This is a genomic window from Saccharothrix sp. BKS2 (assembly GCF_047689505.1).
Taxonomy (GTDB): domain Bacteria; phylum Actinomycetota; class Actinomycetes; order Mycobacteriales; family Pseudonocardiaceae; genus Actinosynnema; species Actinosynnema lopnurensis.
Map to the genome: position 1 here is coordinate 44,926 of NZ_JAUQOL010000010.1, position 19,700 is coordinate 64,625.

General features: G+C 73.6%; 20 protein-coding genes. 13 read left to right on the forward strand and 7 right to left on the reverse strand.

Going from position 1 to position 19,700, the window contains the following annotated elements:
- Positions 1 to 69: 69 nt before the first annotated feature.
- Positions 70 to 498 (forward strand): nucleoside deaminase, encoded by a 429-nt coding sequence (locus tag Q5530_RS21805; RefSeq protein ID WP_415364865.1) that lies wholly within the window; start codon positions 70 to 72, stop codon positions 496 to 498.
- A gap of 108 nt (positions 499 to 606) precedes the next feature.
- The gene (locus Q5530_RS21810) at positions 607 to 948 is read left to right on the forward strand and encodes a hypothetical protein (RefSeq protein WP_380641855.1); all 342 of its coding nucleotides are present in this window, start codon (positions 607 to 609) and stop codon (positions 946 to 948) included.
- Here the strand turns inward: Q5530_RS21810 and Q5530_RS21815 are convergent.
- Positions 945 to 1,304: an STAS domain-containing protein gene (locus tag Q5530_RS21815; protein WP_415364630.1), complete on the reverse strand. Its 360-nt coding sequence runs from the start codon at positions 1,302 to 1,304 to the stop codon at positions 945 to 947. The two genes, Q5530_RS21810 and Q5530_RS21815, sit on opposite strands and share 4 nt — an antisense overlap.
- A 56-nt stretch (positions 1,305 to 1,360) precedes the next feature.
- Positions 1,361 to 2,449 (reverse strand): glutamate--cysteine ligase, encoded by a 1,089-nt coding sequence (locus Q5530_RS21820; RefSeq protein WP_380641849.1) that lies wholly within the window; start codon positions 2,447 to 2,449, stop codon positions 1,361 to 1,363.
- A 76-nt stretch (positions 2,450 to 2,525) separates the two neighbouring features.
- Here Q5530_RS21820 and Q5530_RS21825 point away from each other — a divergent pair, with 76 nt between their 5' ends.
- The gene (locus Q5530_RS21825) at positions 2,526 to 3,524 is read left to right on the forward strand and encodes a DNA topoisomerase IB (RefSeq protein WP_415364631.1); all 999 of its coding nucleotides are present in this window, start codon (positions 2,526 to 2,528) and stop codon (positions 3,522 to 3,524) included.
- Positions 3,525 to 3,955: 431 nt separating this feature from the next.
- On the opposite strand, the gene Q5530_RS21830 is transcribed toward Q5530_RS21825, so the two are convergent.
- Genes Q5530_RS21830 through Q5530_RS21845 form a run of 4 tightly spaced genes read right to left on the reverse strand, consistent with a single transcriptional unit; the run spans position 3,956 to position 6,574 of the window.
- Positions 3,956 to 4,879, reverse strand: a complete 924-nt coding sequence (locus tag Q5530_RS21830; protein WP_415364632.1) for a hypothetical protein — start codon at positions 4,877 to 4,879, stop codon at positions 3,956 to 3,958.
- Between the two features lie 44 nt (positions 4,880 to 4,923).
- A complete protein-coding gene (locus tag Q5530_RS21835; RefSeq protein WP_415364634.1) occupies positions 4,924 to 5,466 on the reverse strand; it encodes a hypothetical protein in 543 nt (180 codons plus the stop codon).
- Between the two features lie 29 nt (positions 5,467 to 5,495).
- Complete coding sequence (locus tag Q5530_RS21840; RefSeq protein WP_415364635.1) at positions 5,496 to 6,218, reverse strand: SigB/SigF/SigG family RNA polymerase sigma factor; 723 nt, start codon at positions 6,216 to 6,218, stop codon at positions 5,496 to 5,498.
- On the reverse strand, positions 6,215 to 6,574 hold the full coding sequence (locus Q5530_RS21845) for an ATP-binding protein (RefSeq protein ID WP_415364636.1): 360 nt from the start codon (positions 6,572 to 6,574) through the stop codon (positions 6,215 to 6,217). Before Q5530_RS21845 ends, Q5530_RS21840 begins: the two co-directional genes overlap by 4 nt.
- A gap of 206 nt (positions 6,575 to 6,780) precedes the next feature.
- On the opposite strand from Q5530_RS21845, the gene Q5530_RS21850 reads away from it, so the two are divergent.
- The 7 genes from Q5530_RS21850 (at position 6,781) to Q5530_RS21880 (ending at position 15,435) form a co-directional block, all read left to right on the forward strand.
- A complete protein-coding gene (locus tag Q5530_RS21850; RefSeq protein WP_415364637.1) occupies positions 6,781 to 7,566 on the forward strand; it encodes an ABC transporter ATP-binding protein in 786 nt (261 codons plus the stop codon).
- Entirely contained in the window at positions 7,563 to 8,426 is an 864-nt protein-coding gene (locus tag Q5530_RS21855; RefSeq protein WP_415364639.1) for an ABC transporter ATP-binding protein, read from the forward strand. Before Q5530_RS21850 ends, Q5530_RS21855 begins: the two co-directional genes overlap by 4 nt.
- Positions 8,423 to 10,258, forward strand: a complete 1,836-nt coding sequence (locus Q5530_RS21860; protein ID WP_380641825.1) for an AMP-dependent synthetase/ligase — start codon at positions 8,423 to 8,425, stop codon at positions 10,256 to 10,258. The genes Q5530_RS21855 and Q5530_RS21860 overlap by 4 nt, the downstream gene beginning before the upstream one ends.
- Positions 10,255 to 11,142 carry a branched-chain amino acid ABC transporter permease gene (locus Q5530_RS21865; protein ID WP_415364641.1) on the forward strand — a complete coding sequence of 296 codons (888 nt, stop codon included), beginning with the start codon at positions 10,255 to 10,257 and terminating at the stop codon, positions 11,140 to 11,142. Before Q5530_RS21860 ends, Q5530_RS21865 begins: the two co-directional genes overlap by 4 nt.
- Positions 11,139 to 12,239, forward strand: coding sequence for a branched-chain amino acid ABC transporter permease (locus Q5530_RS21870; protein ID WP_380641820.1), 1,101 nt, complete (start codon positions 11,139 to 11,141; stop codon positions 12,237 to 12,239). Before Q5530_RS21865 ends, Q5530_RS21870 begins: the two co-directional genes overlap by 4 nt.
- Before the next feature lie 26 nt (positions 12,240 to 12,265).
- Entirely contained in the window at positions 12,266 to 13,558 is a 1,293-nt protein-coding gene (locus Q5530_RS21875) for an ABC transporter substrate-binding protein (protein ID WP_415364644.1), read from the forward strand.
- Positions 13,559 to 13,776: 218 nt separating this feature from the next.
- Complete coding sequence (locus Q5530_RS21880) at positions 13,777 to 15,435, forward strand: catalase (protein WP_415364645.1); 1,659 nt, start codon at positions 13,777 to 13,779, stop codon at positions 15,433 to 15,435.
- Between the two features lie 40 nt (positions 15,436 to 15,475).
- Here Q5530_RS21880 and Q5530_RS21885 read toward each other — a convergent pair whose 3' ends face one another.
- A complete protein-coding gene (locus Q5530_RS21885) occupies positions 15,476 to 15,853 on the reverse strand; it encodes a hypothetical protein (protein ID WP_415364647.1) in 378 nt (125 codons plus the stop codon).
- Positions 15,854 to 16,058: 205 nt separating this feature from the next.
- Between Q5530_RS21885 and Q5530_RS21890 the strand changes: the two genes are divergently transcribed.
- From Q5530_RS21890 to Q5530_RS21900, 3 genes are all read left to right on the forward strand, one after another.
- Positions 16,059 to 16,667, forward strand: coding sequence for a DUF4255 domain-containing protein (locus Q5530_RS21890; protein WP_415364648.1), 609 nt, complete (start codon positions 16,059 to 16,061; stop codon positions 16,665 to 16,667).
- Entirely contained in the window at positions 16,664 to 18,664 is a 2,001-nt protein-coding gene (locus Q5530_RS21895) for an AAA family ATPase (RefSeq protein ID WP_415364649.1), read from the forward strand. Before Q5530_RS21890 ends, Q5530_RS21895 begins: the two co-directional genes overlap by 4 nt.
- A 130-nt stretch (positions 18,665 to 18,794) precedes the next feature.
- On the forward strand, positions 18,795 to 19,511 hold the full coding sequence (locus Q5530_RS21900; protein ID WP_415364650.1) for a DUF4157 domain-containing protein: 717 nt from the start codon (positions 18,795 to 18,797) through the stop codon (positions 19,509 to 19,511).
- Positions 19,512 to 19,700: the final 189 nt, after the last annotated feature.

The following is a 19,700-nucleotide window of genomic DNA, read 5'->3' on the forward strand; positions in this document are numbered from 1 at the left end:
CAGTTCACCCTTCGCGCAGGCCACCGCCGCGCCCGGACGGGTTAGGTTGGACGGGTGGACGCACGCGAGATGCTGGCCGTGGCGGTGGCGGAAGCCCGCGCGGGCCTGGCCGAGGGCGGCATACCGATCGGCGCGGCGCTGTTCACCGCCGACGGGGAGCTGCTCGGCCGCGGCCACAACCGGCGGGTGCAGGACGACGACGCCTCGACCCACGCCGAGACCGCCGCGTTCCGCGCCGCGGGCCGCCGGGCGGGCTACCGCGACACGGTGATGGTCACCACGCTGTCGCCCTGCTGGTACTGCAGCGGCCTCGTCCGCCAGTTCGGCATCCCCCGGGTGGTCATCGGCGAGGCCCGGACCTTCCACGGCGGCCACGACTGGCTGGCCGGGCACGGCGTGGAGATCACCCTGCTGGACGACCCGGGGTGCGCGGCGATGATGGCCGGGTTCGTCGAGGCCCGGCCCGAGCTCTGGTTCGAGGACATCGGCCGGGACTGAACACCGACCTGGACCGACACGGGTTGGGACCGAACACCCGCCGGCGTTAACGCGGAACACCGCGCCGGGACACAGTCCCGACACGGGGCGCCGTCAAGATCAGCGGGCATGGAACCCCGCTACGTGGACGACTGCCTCGTCCTCGACGAGGACGTGATGGCCGTGGAGGTGCCCGCGAGCTGGGGCGCCGAGGTGAGCCACCAGCTGCGCTCCACCGGCCCCCTCGGACCCATCCTGGCGATCCCCGGCCCCCGGCTGAGGTGGCTGTTCCTCGCCCAACCAGACGCCGAGCCCGAACCGCGCTACGTCCTGCCGCCGGACGCGCGCTACTGGCGGGGCCCCCGGCGCGTACCGGCCCGGGCGTCCCGCTGGGTGGTCCCCCCGGCGGGCGCACTGCCCCCGGTGGGGGCGGTGCGCTGCGCCATCAGGACCGTCCGCCGGTTCCCCTAGAACCGGCCCAACGCGTCGTCGAGCGACTCGACCACGGTGAACACCGAGTCCAAGCCGGTCGCCTGGATGGGGCGCAGGGTCGCCCGGCTCGTGGCCACGAGCACCAACGACACGCCCAGCGCGGACGCCCGTTGGTTGCCCACGACCAGCGACTCCAGGCCGGCGGAGCCCAGGAACCGCACTCCGCCGAGGTCGACGACCACGCCTCGCACGCCTTCGACCAGGTGCTCCTTCAGCGGCCTGGCAAGCTCATCCGCGCTGCTCGTGTCCAACTCTCCCGACACGTGCAGCACCACCACGCCGTCCGCCGGTCGGTCGACCCGCACGGAAGCGAGCGTCGCCGCGGGTTCTGGCACGCCCGTTCTCCTCTCGTTCACCGCCGCCCGGTGCGGCGCGTACTCCACGGTAATCCTCAACGGCCGTCGTCGACCGTCTCGGACATCACCACGTCCACCAGTTCGCGGGCGTCGGGCGAGGCGCCGAACGCGCGCCGCTGCCTGGCCGCACCGCTGCCGTGCCCGCGCAGCCACTCCAGGTGCCCCTCCACGGTGCCCAGCGCGTCCGCGTCCCGCAACGCGGGCGCGCACCACCGGGCCAGCTCCAGCGCCAGCTCCCGGGCCGGCACCAGGTGACCCGTGCGGGGGTCCACGGCCAGCCCGTCCACGCCGTCGCGCGAAGCGCGCCAGTAGGCCGCCTTCAGCAGCAGCTCGCTCACCGGCTCGACGTCCGCGGAATCGGCGGCGGTCCGGGCGAAAGCCCTGATCAGCTCGGCGATGACCACGGCCTCGCGGGCCGTCATCGGGACATCGGTGACCCGCACCTCGACCGTCGGGTGGTTCTCCGACGGGCGGACGTCCCAGTAGACCATGCCGCTGTCCAGGAGCACCTCGGTCGCCTCCAGGGAGCTGACCACCCGGTCGTACTCCTCGGCCGACGCCAGGTGCGGCGGGGGGCCGCTGATCGGCCACCGAGACCACACGATCGAGCGCCAACTCGCGTACCCGGTGTCCTCCGCCTGCTCGATCGGCGAGTTCACGCTCAGCGCGAGCAGCGTCGGCAGCCACGGTCGGATCGCGTTGCCCACCCGCACGGCGGTGTCCCGGTCCGGGACGCCCACGTGGACGTGCATGCCGCACACCCCGGAGCCGCCGATCATCTTGCGGTGCGAGTACTCCATCATCCGGTAGCGGGGGTCGTCGGTGCCCGGCGGCGGTCCCGCCGTGCCGATCGGCGGCACCGACGAGGCCAGCAGCCGGCAGCCCGCCGCGTGCGCCGCCTTCGCCAGGTGCGTGCGGCCGAGCAGGACCTGCTCGAACAGCTGGTCGGTCGACTCGCACACCGGCGTGGCGACCTCGATCTGGAACGGCGTCAGTTCGCGCTGCACGTCCAGGCTCGCCCCCGCGTGCTGCTGGACGGACTCGGCCAGCGGAACGGGACGGCGTGATTCGGGGTCGACGAGCAGGAACTCCTGCTCGACCCCGACGGTCCACGGCTGCCTCATGAGCGCTCCTATACCCAATCGGTGCATGATCCAACCATCGTGTTTGGCGGGAGGTCGCGCGGGAACCTGCGCGGGCGTGAGACTCCGTCGCAGTGATCCCCACGGACCCGGCTGGCACCGCCGCGCGCGGGGACGCGGGTTCGGCTACACCGACGCCGACGGCGCGCCCCTGGACGCCGCGTCGGTCGAGCGGGTCAAGGCCCTGGCGATCCCGCCGGCCTGGCGTGACGTGTGGGTCTGCCCGCACCCGAACGGGCACATCCAGGCGGTCGGCACCGACTCGGCCGGACGGCGGCAGTACCTGTACCACGAGAGGTGGCGGCAGGAGCGGGACGAGGAGAAGCACGAGCGGGTGCTCGACCTGGCGCCCGTGCTGCCGGGGTTCCGGGCCGAGGTCGCGCGTGAGCTGGACGGGCGGGGGCGGTCGCGGCGGCGGGTGCTGGCCGTGGCGCTGGCGGTGCTCGACCAGGGGGTGTTCCGGGTCGGCGGCGAGACGTACGCGGCGGACAACGGCACGCACGGGGTGGCGACGCTGCTGTGCTCGCACGTGGGGGTGCGGGGGTCCACTGTGGACTTCTGCTACCCGGCCAAGCACGGGATCCAGTTCACGACGGAGGTGGAGGACGCGGCGCTGGCGCGGGCGGTGAAGGCGTTGCTCCGGGGAGGGTCGGGGTCGGGGGAGAGGCTGCTCGTGGACGACGGCGGGTACGAGATCGGGTCGGACGACATCAACGAGCGGTTCAAGGAGCTGGTGGGGGAGGAGTTCTCGGTGAAGGACCTGCGGACGTGGCACGCGACGGTGCTCGCGGCGGCGGCGTTCGCCCGGGAGTTCGCCCGGGAGGGGGTGCCGGGGAGCAAGAGCGCGGCGAAGCGGGTGGAGGCGGGGGTGGTGCGGGAGGTGTCGGAGCACCTCGGGAACACGCCGGCGGTGGCCCGGAAGTCTTACGTCGATCCCCGGGTGGTGGAGCTGTGGCGGAGTGGGGTGGTGATCAAGCCGAGGTCGGCTGATCGTGAGACGGTGGAGCGTGCGGTGGTGCGGATGCTGCGGGTCAAGGGGAAGCGGGGGCGGGGGTAGCGGGAGGGGGCGCGGGCCGGTTACACGATCGGGTGATCATCGGCCTGGGCATGTACGGAAACGAGGGGTTGGCGACTCGGTTGAACATGAGGAACCACGCGAACCACGGAAGTGTTGATGTGACCGGTTCGGCCTGGCGCCTGGGCCGCCGCCGACCGGCCTGGGGCTGGACTCGGGGCCGGACCTGGTCTGGGCCCTCCGCCACAGCGGCTCCCGGCCCGCTCCGGTGCTGGTGAGCAGGCGGGCGGCCGGGGTGGGTGTGGTCGGGTGAGGGGTCTGGGTGCGGGGTCCGGCTTCGGGGTTCGGCGGCCGGGCCTGGCTGCGGGGCCTGGCTGCGGGGGACGGCTGCGGGGGACGGCTGCGGGGGACGGCTGCGAGGGTGCGTTGCGGGAGGCCCGCTGGGGAGTCCGGCTGCGGGCGCAGGGGGATGATCAGCCCCTGAGCAGCGCCCCGACGTCCTCGTGCAGCCGGATGGCGCCGCCCACCAGGACGATGTCCGCCTCGCAGGCGACCGCCCGCAGGGGCAGGAGTTCGTCGGCCCGGTGTTCGCCCACCAGTCGCGAGCCCGCCAGCACGTCGGTCATGAGGAGGGTGTCCACGGTGCCCTCGTCCAGCGCCCGCGACACCGCGTCGAGCCCGTGCACCGCGCGCCCGGTGAGCCGGGTGGATTCGTCGCGGAAGCGTTCGACCACGGCGCGGCGCGCGTCCTGGTTGGCCCGGCCGGCCAGGTGGAGCACCGCGCGGTCCGGCGGGCCCTCGACCTCGACCACCAGGTGGTGGTACCGGCTGGGCAGCGCCACGCGCAGTGAGCGGCGGCCGGCCAGCGGGCCCGCCAGCACCAGCAGGGGTGCGCCCAGGCGGTCCACCAGCGCGGTCGCCTCCTGGGCGACGTCGGCCAGTTCGGTCGCGTCGAGGCGGTGGTCCGGTCTGCGCGCGCCGACCGTGGCCACGGCGACCGGGCGGCCGCTCGGGTCGACCCCGCGCAGGTCCACGCCGTGCTCGCCCACCTGCACTACGACGTGCGGCAGGAGGGGTTCGGAGAGGTCCGCCAGCGGCAGCAGGTAGGGGAGCACCCCGTACCGCGCCGTGTAACCGGTCGGCGGCACCGGGACGTACCGGTCCACCAGCACCCGACCACCGCCGACGACCAGGCCGCGTCCCGCCATGCCGCGCGGGGTCTCGCCGCTGGTGATCGCGTTGTGCGCCAGAGCCACCAGGTACGGGTCGGCGCGCTGGGCCTGGAGCTGGTCCCGCATCGCGCGCCAGCGCAGCTCGACGTGGTCGCCCACGTCGAGGAACACTGAGACGAACGGGCCCTCGATCCCGACCACGTCGTGCAGACTCGCGGTGTCCATGGGTCCTCCCGGTTCGGGTCAACGGTGAGGTACCCGGAAGTGGCTCAGGGCAACCGCTCCGCCGGGCCCGGCGCCGGGCCCGAGGCCGAGCCTGGAGTCGAGCTCGAGCCGGGAGTCGAGCCCGAGGCCGAACCGGGAGTCGAGCCCGAAGCTGGGCCGGGAGTCGAGCCGGGAGCCGCGCCCGACACCGCACCCGACACCGCACCCCCACCCGGCGACGCGGTCGAGCGCGTCGTCGGGCGCGAGCGCTGCTGGCACCAGGCGCAACTGGCCGCCACCGCCACGGACGCGAAGCCGATCAGCAGGTGCAGCCCGTTGCCGACCACCCCGGCATCCATCGCCGAACCACCCGGCCCCGCCTCACCCACCCCGAACGCGAACACCACCAGGAACACCACGGCCATCAGCGAACCCACGGGCCGGGAGGCGCGCATCGACGTCGCGGACGCCGCCGCGACCACGCCGGTCACCACGTGCAGCACCCCCAGCGGCGACCGGCCGGCGATGAGGTCGACCACGCCCCACACCACGAGCAGCACACCCAACCCGAGGGCCGACCGCTGCGGCCAGCACAGGTTCGCCACCACCGCGACCAACCCCTCTCAACCCTGTTCGCTCAATCGTCGAGCAGGTCGCGCAAACGCGCCAGGGACCGGCTCAACAAACGCGACACGTGCATCTGCGAGACACCCACCGAGTCGGCGATCTGGCTCTGCGTCATGTTCCGGTAGAACCGCAGCACCACGATCCGCCGCTCCCGCTTCGGCAGCCCGCGCAGCATGGGGTCGAGCGCGTGCTGGAGCTCGACCACCTCCAGCGCCGGGTCGTCGAACGCCAGCCCGTCGGAGTCGGCCAGCCCGTCGTCGAGCGAGAGCAGGTGGTGCGCCGACGCCGCGTGCAGGCCCTCGTACACCTCGTCCAGCGGTACGCCCAGGTGCCGGGCCACCTCGCTGGGCTTGGGCGTGCGCCCGGTGCGCCTGGCCAGCTCGACCCGCGCGCCGTCGATCGCGGTGCACAGCTCCTTCAACCTCCGGGGCACGCGCACCGCCCACCCCTGGTCGCGCAGGTACCGCCGCACCTCGCCGGTGATCGTCGGCACCGCGAACGCCAGGAAGTCGATCCCCCGGGACGGGTCGAACCGGTCCACCGCGTTGATCAACCCCACCGCGGCGACCTGCCTCAGGTCCTCCACCGACTCGCCGCGCTCGGCGAACCGGTCGGCGATGTGCCGGGCCATCGGCAGGTGCTCGGTGACCAACCGGTCCCGCAACGCCTGGTGCTTCGCCCCGTCCGCCGCCGCCATCTCGTGGAACAGCGGTTGGTAGTCCACCGCGTTCATGCCCGGCACCTCAGCTCCACCCGCAAGTGGCCGTCTCCCTCCACCCAGGTGGCCACCGCGTCGGTCACGGAACTGACGACCCGCCAGTACAACGAGTCGTGGTCGGGGACGGTGACGGCCGAGGACGGGACCTGTGCGCGAAACCGAACCGAATCACCTTCCCGGACGAACCGGCACAGCAGCTGCGTGCCGGTCCTCGCGCGGGCGATGAGCGCGGTGCACGCCTCGTCCACGGCTATGACCAGGTCGATCGCGAGTTCCGGGGTGGACCGGGCCACCGCTTTCGCGACCGCGCGGACCGTCGACAGGTGCGCCGGCCGCGCCGCCACCCTCAGCTCCACCTCCGGGCCGTCCATGAGTGGCGAACACCCCTCTCGCTCCAGGTGCCGGGGGATACCCGCACCTCCGGGGCCCTACACCAGTCCACACAGGACCGAGCAACAGAATCGTGAAAGCCGAACAGGGCGTGGGTGGGTTCATCACGGTTTGCGAACAGTGGTAGGTAACGGTGTGATCGGAGCCATACTGGCCGCCTCCCCACGCCAACCACACGGAGGCGCCGGTGCTGGAGGCGAACAACCTCGAAGTGGTCTACGACGACGTCGTGCTCGTGCTCCGCGGTGTCAGCCTGGAGGTCCCCGAGGGGCGCGTGGTGGCGCTGCTCGGCGCCAACGGAGCGGGCAAGACGACCCTGCTGCGCGCCCTGTCCGGCCTGCTGGGCGTGCACGACGGCAAGGTCACCCGCGGGCGGGTCACGCTCGACGGCGAGCCGATCCACCGCGCGCCGCCCTCGCGCATCGCCGCGCTCGGCGTGAAGCAGGCGCTGGAGGGCAGGCGCGTGCTGGCGGAGCTGACCGTCGAGGAGAACCTGCGCGTCGGCGGCCACACCGCGCCCCGCGCGATCAAGCGCAACCTGGAGCGCATGTACGAGCTGTTCCCGCGGCTGCGGGAGCGGCGCGGGCAGAGCGCCGGCTACCTGTCCGGCGGTGAGCAGCAGATGCTGTCGATCGGGCGGGCGCTCATGTCCGAGCCCCGCTACCTGCTGCTGGACGAGCCGAGCCTGGGGCTGGCGCCGCTGGTGGTCCAGCAGATCCGCGACCTCGTGGTGAAGATCAACGCCGACGGCACGACCGTGCTGCTGGTCGAGCAGAACGCGACCATGGCGCTGTCCATCGCCGACCACGGCTACGTGCTGGAGACCGGCAGGGTCGTGATGGACTCCCCGGCGGCGGCGCTGCTGGCCGACGAGGACGTGCGCGAGTTCTACCTTGGCCTGGGTGGCGAGGGCGCGGCGCGGTCGTTCCGGGACGTCAAGCACTACAAGCGGCGGAAGCGGTGGCTGTCGTGACACCCCCGGACCCGACCAGCCCGGACCCGACCAGCCCGAACCCGACCCACCCGCCCCCGACCCGCCCGCACGAGGGGCCGGTCCTGGAGTTCGACGACGTGACGCTGGCCTTCGACGGCGTCACCGCGATCGACGGGGTCTCCTTCCACGTCGACCCCGGCGAACTGCTGGCGATCATCGGCCCCAACGGCGCGGGCAAGACGTCGATCTTCAACGTGCTCTCCGGCGTCTACCGCCCGCGATCGGGGTCGGTCCGGTTCGAGGGGCGCGAGCTGCTGGGCGTGCGCCCGCACCGGATCGCCGCCATGGGCATCGCCCGCACCTTCCAGAACATCGAGCTGTTCGCCCACCTGACCGTGGTCGAGAACCTCATGCTCGGCCGCCACCACCACATGCGCTACGGCGCCCTGTCGGCGTTCGCCTGGCTCGGCCGGGCGCGGCGGGAGGAGCTGGCCAACCGGGCGGTGGTGGAGGAGGTCGTCGACTTCCTGGAGCTGGCGCCGTGGCGGCGGATGCCCGTCGGGCTGCTGCCCTACGGGGTGCGCAAGCGCGTGGAGCTGGGCCGGGCGCTGGCGATGGAGCCCAGGGTGCTCCTGCTGGACGAGCCGGTCGCGGGCATGAACGCCGAGGAGACCGAGGACATGGCCCGGTTCGTGCTGGACGTGCGGGAGGAGCTGGCCATCGCCATCGTCATGGTCGAGCACGACATGGGCCTGGTCATGGACCTCGCCGACCGGGTGCTGGTGCTCGACTTCGGCCGCCCCGTCCGCACCGGCACGCCCGCCGAGGTGCAGCGCGACCCGGACGTGGTCCGCGCCTACCTCGGCGAGTCCCCCCGGACCGCGGGGGGCGCCGGGTGATCACCACCATCGCCACCCGCGTGCGCGACCGGGCCTCGGCCACGCCGGGCGCGGTGGCCCTGCGCGCCAAGCGCCTGGGCGTCTGGGAGGAGGTCTCCTGGGCGGACTACTGGGAGCGGGCGGAGCTGGTCGGCCACGCCCTGCTCGCGCTCGGCGTCGACCCGGGCGACCGGGTGGCCGTGCACTCGGAGAACCGCCGGGAGTGGCTGTACTCCGACATCGGCGCGGTGGCCGTGCGCGCCACCACCGTGGGCCTGTACCCGACCAGCCCGGCGGACGAGGTCGCCTACCTGCTGTCGCACTCGGGCGCCCGCGTGCTCGTCGCCGAGGACCAGGAGCAGGTCGACAAGGTGCTGGCCGTGCTGGACGCGCTGCCCGACCTGGAGCACGTCGTCTACCTGGAGCCGCGCGGCGTCCGGGGCCGCTACACCGACGACCGCCTGATGTCCTGGGACGACTTCCTCGCCCTGGGCGCGCGGCACCGCGGGGACCACCCCGACGCGGTCGCCCGCCGGATGCGCGGGGCCGAGCCGGACGACGTGCTGACCCTCGTCTACACCTCCGGCACCACCGGCCCGCCCAAGGGCGCGATGCTGACCGCCGCCAACGTGGAGTTCGCCGTCGGGGTGACCGCCGGCGCCTCGCCGCCCGCCTCGGCGCGCGACGTGACCCTGTCCTACCTGCCGCTGTGCCACGTGGCCGAGCGCGTCTTCACCACCTGGCTCAACGCGGCGGCCGGCATCCAGGTGCACTTCGCCGAGTCAGTCGACACCGTGCGGGCCAACCTGCGCGAGGTGCAGCCGACGATCCTGTTCGGCGTGCCGCGCACCTGGGAGAAGGTGCTGACGGCGGTCACCATCGGCACCGCCAACGCCTCCCCGGTCAAGCGCGTGACCACGCGGTTCTGGCTGCGGGTGGCCGACCGGATCGGCGCCGAGCTGGTCCGCGCCGGCGGCCGGCACACCACCGCGACCCGGCTGCGGTACGCGGTGGGCTGGGTGTGCTGCTACCGGGCGCTGAAGACGCGCCTCGGGCTGCGGCACGTCCGCTACGCCGCGTCCGGCGCCGCCCCGATCTCGCCGGAGGTGCTCCGGTTCTTCATGGGCATCGGCGTGCCCGTGCACGAGGTGTACGGGATGACCGAGAACAGCGGTGTCGCCACCGGCAACCGGCCCGGCCGGGTCCGGCTCGGCACGGTCGGGGAGCCGCAGGAGGGCGTGGAGCTGCGGATCGCCGAGGACGGCGAGATCCAGACCCGCCACCCCGGAGTGTTCGCGGGCTACTGGCGCGACGAGGAGGCCACCCGGCGGGTGCTCGCCGAGGACGGCTGGCTGCGCACCGGCGACGTGGGCGAGTGGGTCGACGGCACGCACGTGCGGATCACCGACCGGATGAAGGACATCATCATCACCGCGGGCGGCAAGAACGTGGCGCCGTCCGAGGTCGAGAACGCGCTGAAGGACTCCCCGTACGTCAAGGAGGCCGTCGTGCTCGGGGACCGGCGCCCGTACCTGGTGGCGCTGATCGGCATCGAGCCCGACACCGTCGGCCACTGGGCCGCGCGGCGCGGCCTCACCCACACCACCTACCGCGACCTCGCGGAGAAGGACGAGGTGCGCGAGTTGGTCGCCGGGGTCGTGCGCGCGGCGAACGAGCGGTTCGCCCCGGTCGGGCGGGTGCGGCGGTTCCGGGTGCTGCCCAAGGAGCTGGACCACTCCGACGGCGAGCTGACCGCGACGCAGAAGGTGAAGCGGTCCGCGCTGGCCACGGCCTACGCGCACCTGGTGGAGGAGATGTACGCCGACGGCGCGCGGGACGGGGGGCGGACGTGAGCGAGTTCCTCCAGTCGTTGGTCCGGGGCCTGGGCACCGGGTCGGTCTACGCCCTGCTCGCGCTGGGCTTCGTGATCATCTACAAGTCGACGCGGGTGATCAGCTTCGCGCAGCCGGCGTTCATGCTCGCGGGCGCGGTGCTGGTCGCCCACCTGTCGCCGGGGGTCGGGTTCTTCCTGGCCGTGCCGGTGGCCGCGCTGGTGATCGCCGCGCTGGCGCTGGGCGTGGAGCGGACCGTGCTGCGGCCGATGATCGGCAAGCCGGCGTTCGTGGTCGCGATCATCACCATCGGCGTGGACGTGGTGGTGCGGGTGGTGACCAACGCGTTCATCGGGCTGGACGTGCTGCCGGTGGGCGACCCGTGGGGCCTGGCCACGGTGTCGCTGCTCGGCGTGGACGTGCAGCAGCGGTACCTGGTGATGTTCGCGACGACGGTGACCGTGGTGGTCGCGCTGTTCGCGTTCTTCCGGTTCTCCCGCACCGGCCTGGCCATGCGGGCGGTCGCCCACGACCAGGAGGTGGCGCTGGCCCAGGGCATCCGGGTCGGGTCGGTGTTCGCGCTGTCGTGGGCGCTCGCGGGCGGGCTGGCGGCGCTGGCCGGGGTGTTCGTGGCCACCGGCGCGGGCGTGGACCAGCAGCTGTGGGTGGTGGCGCTCAAGGCGCTGCCCGCGGTCATCCTCGGCGGCCTGGACTCGCTGGGCGGCGCGGTGGCGGGCGGGCTGGCGGTCGGGGTGGTGGAGTCGCTGGTCGGCACCTACCAGGGCGACGTGGCCCCGTGGCTCGGGCCGAACTTCGCGCTGGTCGCGCCGTACGCGCTGATGCTGGTGGTGCTCCTGGTGCGACCGCAGGGGCTGTTCGGCGCCAGGGAGGTGGAGCGGCTGTGAGGGGTCGTCCGGAGCTCTACACCTCCTACGCGCAGGACACCGCGTTCCTGAACACGCGGCCCAAGCGGGCCTGGACCGGCGCGCTGGCGGTGTTCGCGCTGCTGGTGCCGTTCCTGGTCACCGACGACCTGCTGGTGCTGCTGGCGACCGCGTTCGTCGCGGCGATCGGCGCGATCGGGCTGAACGTCGTCACCGGCTACGCCGGGCAGGTGTCGCTCGGGCACGCGTTCTTCCTGGCCATCGGCGCCTACACGGGCGCGGCGCTGTCGGGCGACCCGGACGGCCGGGTGCTCGGGTTCGGCGTGACCTCGCTGCCGGTGTGGCTGCTGGCGTCCGGGCTGGTCGCGGGGCTGGCGGGGCTGCTGGTGGCGCCGCTGGCGGTGCGGCTGCGCGGCCTGTACCTGGCGATCGTGACGCTGGGGCTGGTGTTCCTCGGCGAGCACGTGTTCCGGGAGTGGACCTCGCTGACCGGCGGTCCGGGCGTGGGCCGGCCCGCGGCGGTGCCCGAGCTGTTCGGGGTGCGGCTGGACCGGCCCTCGGCCTGGTTCACCGCGCCGCAGCAGCTGTACCTGCTGATGTTCGTGCTGCTGGTGGTGTTCGCGGTGCTCGCGCGGAACCTGGTGCGGTCGCGGATCGGGCGGGCGTTCGCGGCGGTGCGGGACCGGGACCTCGCGGCGGCGGTGATCGGGGTGGACCCGACCCGCTACAAGGCGCTGGCGTTCGCCGTGTCGTCCTTCTACGCCGGGGTGGCGGGCTCGCTGCTGTTCGTGGTGAACGGGTTCTTCGACCCCGGCTCGTTCGGGCTGCTGCTGTCGGTGCAGTACATCGCCATGGTGCTCATCGGGGGCGCGGGCACGATCTCCGGGGCGATCATGGGCGCCCTGTTCATCACGCTGCTGCCGCGCGTCACCCGCGAGCTGCCGGAGGTGCTGCCGTTCATCAGCGGCGACGCGACCGGCGCGGTGACCGTGTTCCAGGTCGAGGCGGTGCTCTACGGGCTGCTGATCGTGGTGTTCCTGATCGCCGAGCCGCGCGGCCTGGTCGGGATCTGGGTGCGCGTCCGCAACTACTGGCGCACCTGGCCTTTCTCGTACTGAGATCCTCGCGTCGAAGGGTGGATGGGATGGCAAGGCGCAGAGCGGTGCTCGCGGTGCTGTCGGTGGTGGCGTTGGCCGCCGTCGCCTGCCGGGGTGGTGACGGCGCGGCGCCGGTGCAGGACGAGAGCGGCACCAGGATCGACTTCGGGGTGACGTCGGAGCCCTGCCCGGACACCGGCCACGCCGACCGGGGCTGCATCTACCTGGGCACGATCTCCGACCTGACCGAGGGGCCGTTCAAGGCCCTGGCCACGTCGATCGTCGACGCGCAGAAGGCGTTCTGGCAGCGGGTCAACGACCGGGGCGGCATCGGCGGCTACGACGTCGACATGACCACGCACATCGCCGACAACAAGTACAACCCGCAGATCCACAACCAGGTCTACCAGGAGATGAAGGGCGAGGTGCTGGCGCTGACCCAGACCCTGGGCTCGCCGACCACCGCGGCCATTCTGCCCGACCTGGAGGACACGCAGATGGTCGTCGTGCCCGCGTCGTGGACGTCGCTGTGGGGCGTCGAGGAGGTGGTGCTGGAGTCCGGCGCCAACTACTGCGTGGAGTCGATGAACGCGGTCGACTTCGCCGCGGACGACCTGGGCGCCAAGAGCGTCATGGCCGTGCACCTCCAGGGCGACTACGGCGACGACGCGGCCGCGGGCGCCGAGCTGGCCGCCGAGGGGCGCGGGTTGACCTTCTCCGACACCGTCACCCAGACCGGGCAGGACAACCAGGGCGGTGCGATCGACGCGATCGTGTCGGGCAAGCCGGACGTGGTGATCCTGACCGTCGGCCCCACCGACGCGGCGGTGATCGTCGGGCAGACCGCGGCCCGCGGCTACACCGGGAAGTTCATCGGCACCTCGCCGACGTGGAACCTGGGCCTGCTGGCCAGCCCGGCGGCGCCCGCGATCAGGGCGCTGTACTACCAGTCCGCGCCGTGGAAGCCGTGGGGCACCGACTCGCCGGGGCACGGGGCCCTGCGGGCGGCCCTGCCGGGCGTCACCCCGAACGACGGGTACACCTCGGGCTGGATCTGGGCGTACCCGCTCAAGGCGGCGCTGGAGAAGGCGGCGGCGAACAAGGACCTGACCCGGGCGGGCGTGCTCGCGGCGGTGCGGCAGCTGGAGTCGGTCGACTACGAGGGGATGCTGCCCGAGGGCGCGGGGCGGTTCGCCGGGACGCCGGACGAGTCGACGTTCCGGCAGTCGCTGATCTACCGGCCGGACGAGGCGGAGCCCACGGGGGTGGGGATGGTCAAGGACTTCTTCGTCGGGCCGACGGCGGAGGGGTTCAGGTTCGAGAAGCCCTGCTACACGTGACGGGTCGCGGCGCGGGTCGGGCGGTGCCCCGACCCGTGCCGCCGGTCCGGTGGCGACGAGCCCCGGCCGCCCGGTTCCCGAGCATTTCGCCCGGACGGGTCCGCGGCACCCGCACCCTCACCCTTTAGGGGGAATTCCCGTTACCCCACCAGGCCCAGGGGTAGACCGCCTGGACGCAGTGGACCCGGGAAGACGTGCGGAAGGTGGACGCGACGGCCATGACTGACGTGGCGAGCAAGGGGTCGGCGGCCGACGACGACCGCCCGGTGCTGACCAACCGGCAGGGGCACCCCGTCTACGACAACCAGAACCAGCGGACCGTCGGGGCCCGGGGGCCGGCCACGCTGGAGAACTACCAGTTCCTGGAGAAGATCAGCCACTTCGACCGCGAACGCATTCCCGAACGGGTGGTCCACGCGCGCGGGGCGGTGGCTTTCGGCTACTTCGAGGCTTACGGGGGCTGGGGCGACGAGCCCATCGCGCCCTACACCCGGGCGAAGCTGTTCCAGGAGAAGGGCAAGCGGACCGACGTGGCGGTGCGGTTCTCCACCGTCATCGGCGGCCGGGACTCCTCGGAGTGCGCCCGCGACCCGCGCGGGTTCGCGGTGAAGTTCTACACCGAGGACGGCAACTGGGACCTGGTCGGCAACAACCTGGCGGTGTTCTTCATCCGGGACGCCATCAAGTTCCCCGACGTCATCCACGCCCTCAAGCCGGACCCGGTGACCCACCGGCAGGAGCCCAACCGGATCTTCGACTTCATGTCGCAGACGCCCGAGTCGATGCACATGCTCGTCAACCTGTTCAGCCCGCGCGGCATCCCCGCCGACTACCGGCACATGCAGGGCTTCGGCGTCAACACGTACGAGTGGCTCAACGGCGAGGGCGAGTCGATCCTGGTCAAGTACCACTGGATGCCCAAGGCCGGGGTCAGGAGCATGACCGAGGCCGACGCGGCGGCGGTCCAGGCCACCGAGCTCGGGCACGCCACCAGGGACCTGTACGAGGCCATCGAGCGAGGCGAGCACCCCGAGTGGGAGCTGCTCGTGCAGGTCATGACCGAGGAGGAGCACCCCGAGCTGGACTTCGACCCACTGGACGACACGAAGGTGTGGCCGGAGAACGAGTTCCCGGCCAAGCCGGTCGGCCGCATGGTGCTCGACCGCAACGTGGGCGACTTCTTCGCCGAGAACGAGCAGATCGCGTTCGGCACCGGCGTGCTGGTCGACGGCCTGGACTTCTCCGACGACAAGATGCTCGTCGGCCGCACCTTCTCCTACAGCGACACCCAGCGCTACCGGGTCGGGTCCAACTACCTCCAGCTGCCGGTCAACCAGCCGAAGGACGGGGTGGAGGTCCGCACCAACCAGCGCGACGGCCAGATGGCCTACTACAACGACACCGCCGGGACGAACCCGCACGTCAACTACGAGCCGTCGATCACCGGCGGGCTGCGCGAGGCGCGGTACCCCACGCACGACGAGCAGGGGCCGGTGATCCAGGGCCGGCTCACCCGCAAGCGCATCCCCCGGACCAACGACTACGCGCAGGCCGGCCAGCGCTACCTGCTCATGCAGCGGTGGGAGCGGGACGACCTGGTGCACAACCTCGTCACCCTGCTCGCGCAGTGCGACCGGCCCGTCCGGGAGCGGATGGTCTGGCACCTCCTGCTCGCCGAGGACGACCTCGGGCTGCGGGTGGGCGAGGGGCTGGGCATCGGGCCGGGGGCCGTCGCCCACCTGGAGCCGCTGGCGAGCCAGGACCTGACCGACGAGGACCGCAAGCGGCTGGAGAACCTCGGCGCGAACGGCCCCCGGGACGTCGAGGGGCTCCAGATGACCCACTGCGTGCCGAACGAGCGCGTCCGGCACGCCTGAGCGGGTGCGCCGCGCCCCCGGCGGTCGGGGGCGCGGGGGATCAGCCGCAGGCCGCGACCAGGTTCGCCGAGGTCTTCGCCGCGGACGTGTTGACCGTCCGGTAGGTGTTCGTGGCGGTGCCGACGCAGGTGTAGGTGATGGCGCCGGACCCGGCCGCCACCGCGTGCCAGGCGCCGGTGCCCGGGTCCAGGCGCTGCACCACACCGCTGTCGTCGACGACGTGGACCGGCGTCGGCTCGCCCGGGAGCGGGGTGCCGCCGCGGCACAGGGTGATCGCCTGGCCGTGCAGGGAGGCGCCCGCCGCGGTCAGGTTCGCCTTCGCGTTGCAGGTCACGGCCTGCGCCGGGTTCTGCGTGACCGCGGCGAGGCCGGCCGCCAGCGCCGTGGCGAGGAGGACGTGGCGAACACGGCTCGGCATGGCGGAGCTCCTTTGCCCGGCGCGGAAACCCACGGAAGGCTAACCACGGCGCGGACCCCGCCGCACCGGCCGATGGGGTGGTGTGCCGATCACCTCGGCCGCGGCCTTCGGCACCCCGCGGCTGCCCGCACGGGCAGCCGGCACTGCCCGGAGGTCCGCCGCGCCGCCGCTGGTCCGCCGCCGCCCGCCCGGCCATCGTGGGAGCGTGATCCACGAGGTTGACGAGGCGCTGCGGCGACTGGTCCGCGACGACGCCCTGCGCGGCACGGATGTCGAGGTGGCGTTCGACGCCCCCACGAAGGACTGGTCGGCGCGCCGCAACGCGCCCACCGTCAACGTCTACCTCTACGACATCCGCGAGGACCTGCGCCGCCGCCAGCGCGGCCTGCTCAACGAGTACGAGAACGGCCGGGTCGCCGCCCGGCACCTGCCGCCGCGCCACATCAAGCTGTCCTACCTGGTCACGGCGTGGACGCAGCGCTCCGAGGACGAGCACCGGCTGCTGTCGGAGCTGCTGGTCAACTTCCTGCGGCACGAGTCGCTGCCCGCGCGGCTGCTCACCGGCTCCCTGGCGGGGCTGGGGCTGCCCGTGCCGATGACCGTCGCCCTGCCGCCGCCCGAGGACCGGGCGTTCGCCGACGTGTGGTCGGCGCTGGGCGGCGAGCTGAAGCCGTCACTGGACGTGGTGGTGTCGGCCCCGGTCGAGGCCGGGCGCCCGGTGGCCGCCGGGCCGCCGGTCGAGGAGGGACTGAGCCTGGCCATGGGCGGCGACCACGTCGCGCACCGGGCCGGCACCGGTCGCGGGCGATCGTGAACACCGGCAGCCTGCCCCACCTGTTCGGCCGGCTGGCCGCGCTGGAGCGGCGCATCCGGGACGCGGTCGCGGCCCGCCGCGGCGCCGACCACAACCCCGACGACCCGTTCCGCGGCCTCTACCTGTCCGACGAGGCCATCGACGCCCTGCTGGCCGGGCGCCGCGAGCCGTTCGTGCCGTTCCGGGACTCGCCCGCCTCCGGGCGGCTGGGCCGGCTGGCCGGGACCGCCGGGCTGACCGGGCTGGACGTGGAACTGCTGCTGGTGGCGCTGGCCCCGGACGTGGACAGCCGGTTCGAGCAGTTCTACGGCTACCTCAACGACGACGTCACGCGCCGGCGCGCCACGGCGGGGCTGGCGCTGCGCCTGTGCGGCCTGCCCGAGGCGCACGCGGCGGGCCGGGCGCGGCTGGACCCGGCCGCGCCGCTGCCCGCCGGCGGGCTGCTGGTCGTGGAGGACGGGGACCGGCCGTTCCTGTCCCGGTCGCTGCGCGTGCCCGACCGGGTGGTCAACCACCTGCTCGGCGACGACCGGCCGGACGCCGCGCTCACCGGTGTCGCCCGGCTCGTCGACGAGGAGCCCGCCGCGACCGGGGTGGAACCGCTGGTGCGCGCCCTCCACGCCGGGGTCCGCCTCGTCCACCTGCGGGAACGTCCGGGCGGTGGCGCGCGGGAGACGGCCGCGGCGGCGTTGCGGCGCGCCGGGTTCGCGGTGCTGGAGGTCGACGCCGACCGGGTGCGCGCCGACCCGGACGGGCACGCGCGGACCGCCGTGCTGCGCGAGGCCGTGCTGCGCGGCGCGGGCGTGGTGCTCGGGCCGGTGGAGGACGAGCCGCCGCCCGCCGACCTCACCCACCCCGCGGTGCCGCTGCTGGTGTTCGGGCCGGGCGTGTGGGACCCGCGGTGGCACGCCGACCCGCCGCTGCCGCACGACGCCGAGCCGCTGCCCGCCGCCGACCGCGCGCGGGTGTGGCGGAGCCACCTGGACGGCCGCCTCGCCCCCGGTGCCGACCCGGCCGCCGCCACCGCGCACTTCGTGCTCGGCCCCGGCCAGATCGCCCGCGCCGCGCGGGCCGCCTCGGTGTCCGCGCTGGTCGACGGCGGCGCGGTGACCGAGGCGCACCTGCGCGCGGGGGCCCGCGCGCAGAACGCGGCCGGGCTCCAGCGCCTGGCCCGCCGCGTCGAACCCGCCGTCGGCTGGGACGACCTGGTGCTGCCCGCCCCGGTGACGGGCCTGCTGCGCGAGCTGGCCGGGCGCGCCCGGCACCGCGACCGGGTGATCGACGGGTGGCGGATGAGGCCCGGCGGCGGGCGCGGGCGGGGCGTCACCGGTCTGTTCGCGGGCGACTCCGGCACCGGCAAGACCATGTCCGCCGAGGTCGTCGCGGCCTCGCTGGGGCTGGACCTGTACACGGTGAACCTGGCGACCGTGGTCGACAAGTACGTGGGGGAGACCGAGAAGAACCTGGAGCGGATCTTCACCGAGGCGGCGGGGGTGAACGGCGTGCTGCTGTTCGACGAGGCCGACGCGATCTTCGGCAAGCGGTCGGAGGTGCGCGACGCGCACGACCGGTACGCCAACATCGAGAGCGCCTACCTGCTCCAGCGCATGGAGACCTTCGACGGGATCGCGGTGCTGGCCACGAACCTGCGGGCCAACCTGGACGAGGCGTTCACCCGCAGGCTGGACGTGGTGGTCGACTTCCCGCTGCCCGACGAGCCGCTGCGCCGCGGGTTGTGGGACCGGTGCCTGGGCGCGTCCGCGCCGCGCGGCGACGTGGACCTGGACTTCCTCGCCGCCGCGTTCGAGCTGGCCGGCGGGCACATCCGGTCGGCCGCGGTGACCGCCGCGTACCTGGCCGCGGCGGCGGGGCGGCCGGTGGGCATGGCCGAGGTGGTCGGCGCGGTGGCCCGCGAGTACCGCAAGCTCGGCCGGCTGGTGGGGGAGCGCGAGTTCGGCCGGTACCTGGGGTTGGCGGCGGAGGGCGTGGGCGGGTGATCGCGGTGTCGGGCGATCCCGGTGGTGGGTGCTGGAACTGCCCGTTCGGGCGGTGAGCGCCGCCCGCGCGGTCGTGGTCCGGCGGGGTGCCCGGGTCCAGGATGGGGTCAGGAGTTCCGAAGGGGGCGACATGCGCGGGCATGACCACGAGTTCTCCGGTGACGGCGCGTTCCGGCCGAGGGGCGACCACGTCGAACGCGACGACCACGACCTGCTGGGCCGCGCCGCGGCCGCCGGCCGCCCGGACGTCCTCGGCCCGACGGGACTGCTGGGCCTCCAGCGCGCCGTCGGCAACGCGGGGGCCGGCGCCCTGGTCGACGAGTCGTCCGTCCACGACGTGGTGAACTCGGCCGGCAGCCCGCTCGACGCGGGCGTGCGCGAGGACATGGAGGCCCGCTTCGGGCAGGACTTCGGCGACGTCCGCGTGCACACCGACGGGGCCGCGCACGAGTCCGCGAGGTCGGTCGACGCGCAGGCTTACACGGTCGGCTCGAACATCGTCTTCCAGCGCGACAAGTACGACCCGTCGTCCGATGCGGGGCAGCACGTGCTGGCGCACGAGCTGACCCACGTGGTGCAGCAGCGCAGCGGGCCGGTGGACGGCACGGACGCGGGCGGCGGCGTCAGGATCAGCGATCCCTCCGACCGGTTCGAGCGCGAGGCGATCGCCAACGCCGACCACGTCATGTCGGCCCCGGTCCCGGGTGTCGGGTCCGGGTCTGCGGTGCAGCGGTTGGCGGAGCCGGTGGTGGAGGAGGGTGAGGAGGTGGCGCAGACGTACGTCGAGCCGTCCTCCGCGCCGGTGTCGGTGTCGGTGCAGCGGGAAGAGGACGAGGAAGCCGGGTAACCGCTCCGCCACGACTGAGATCGCACTGCCGCACTCCGCCTCGCCTGCCTTGCCCCTGCTCTGCCCTTCCTCCCTGCTCTGCCCTCCCCCTGCTCCGCTCCGTGCCGCCCTGCCCTGCCTTGCCTTGCCCGCGCCACCACCCCCACCACACGGGCGATTGCACCCGTCCGAACGGTCGGCTGCACCTTC

Coding starts and splice junctions, on each gene's coding strand:
- Q5530_RS21880 (WP_415364645.1), top strand. CDS start 13,777: ATGACTGACGTGGCGAGCAAGGGGTCGGCGGCCGACGACGACCGCCCG.
- Q5530_RS21900 (WP_415364650.1), top strand. CDS start 18,795: ATGCGCGGGCATGACCACGAGTTCTCCGGTGACGGCGCGTTCCGGCCG.
- Q5530_RS21845 (WP_415364636.1), bottom strand. CDS start 6,574: ATGGACGGCCCGGAGGTGGAGCTGAGGGTGGCGGCGCGGCCGGCGCAC.
- Q5530_RS21830 (WP_415364632.1), bottom strand. CDS start 4,879: ATGGACACCGCGAGTCTGCACGACGTGGTCGGGATCGAGGGCCCGTTC.
- Q5530_RS21810 (WP_380641855.1), top strand. CDS start 607: ATGGAACCCCGCTACGTGGACGACTGCCTCGTCCTCGACGAGGACGTG.
- Q5530_RS21805 (WP_415364865.1), top strand. CDS start 70: ATGCTGGCCGTGGCGGTGGCGGAAGCCCGCGCGGGCCTGGCCGAGGGC.
- Q5530_RS21875 (WP_415364644.1), top strand. CDS start 12,266: ATGGCAAGGCGCAGAGCGGTGCTCGCGGTGCTGTCGGTGGTGGCGTTG.
- Q5530_RS21820 (WP_380641849.1), bottom strand. CDS start 2,449: ATGAGGCAGCCGTGGACCGTCGGGGTCGAGCAGGAGTTCCTGCTCGTC.
- Q5530_RS21885 (WP_415364647.1), bottom strand. CDS start 15,853: ATGCCGAGCCGTGTTCGCCACGTCCTCCTCGCCACGGCGCTGGCGGCC.
- Q5530_RS21840 (WP_415364635.1), bottom strand. CDS start 6,218: ATGAACGCGGTGGACTACCAACCGCTGTTCCACGAGATGGCGGCGGCG.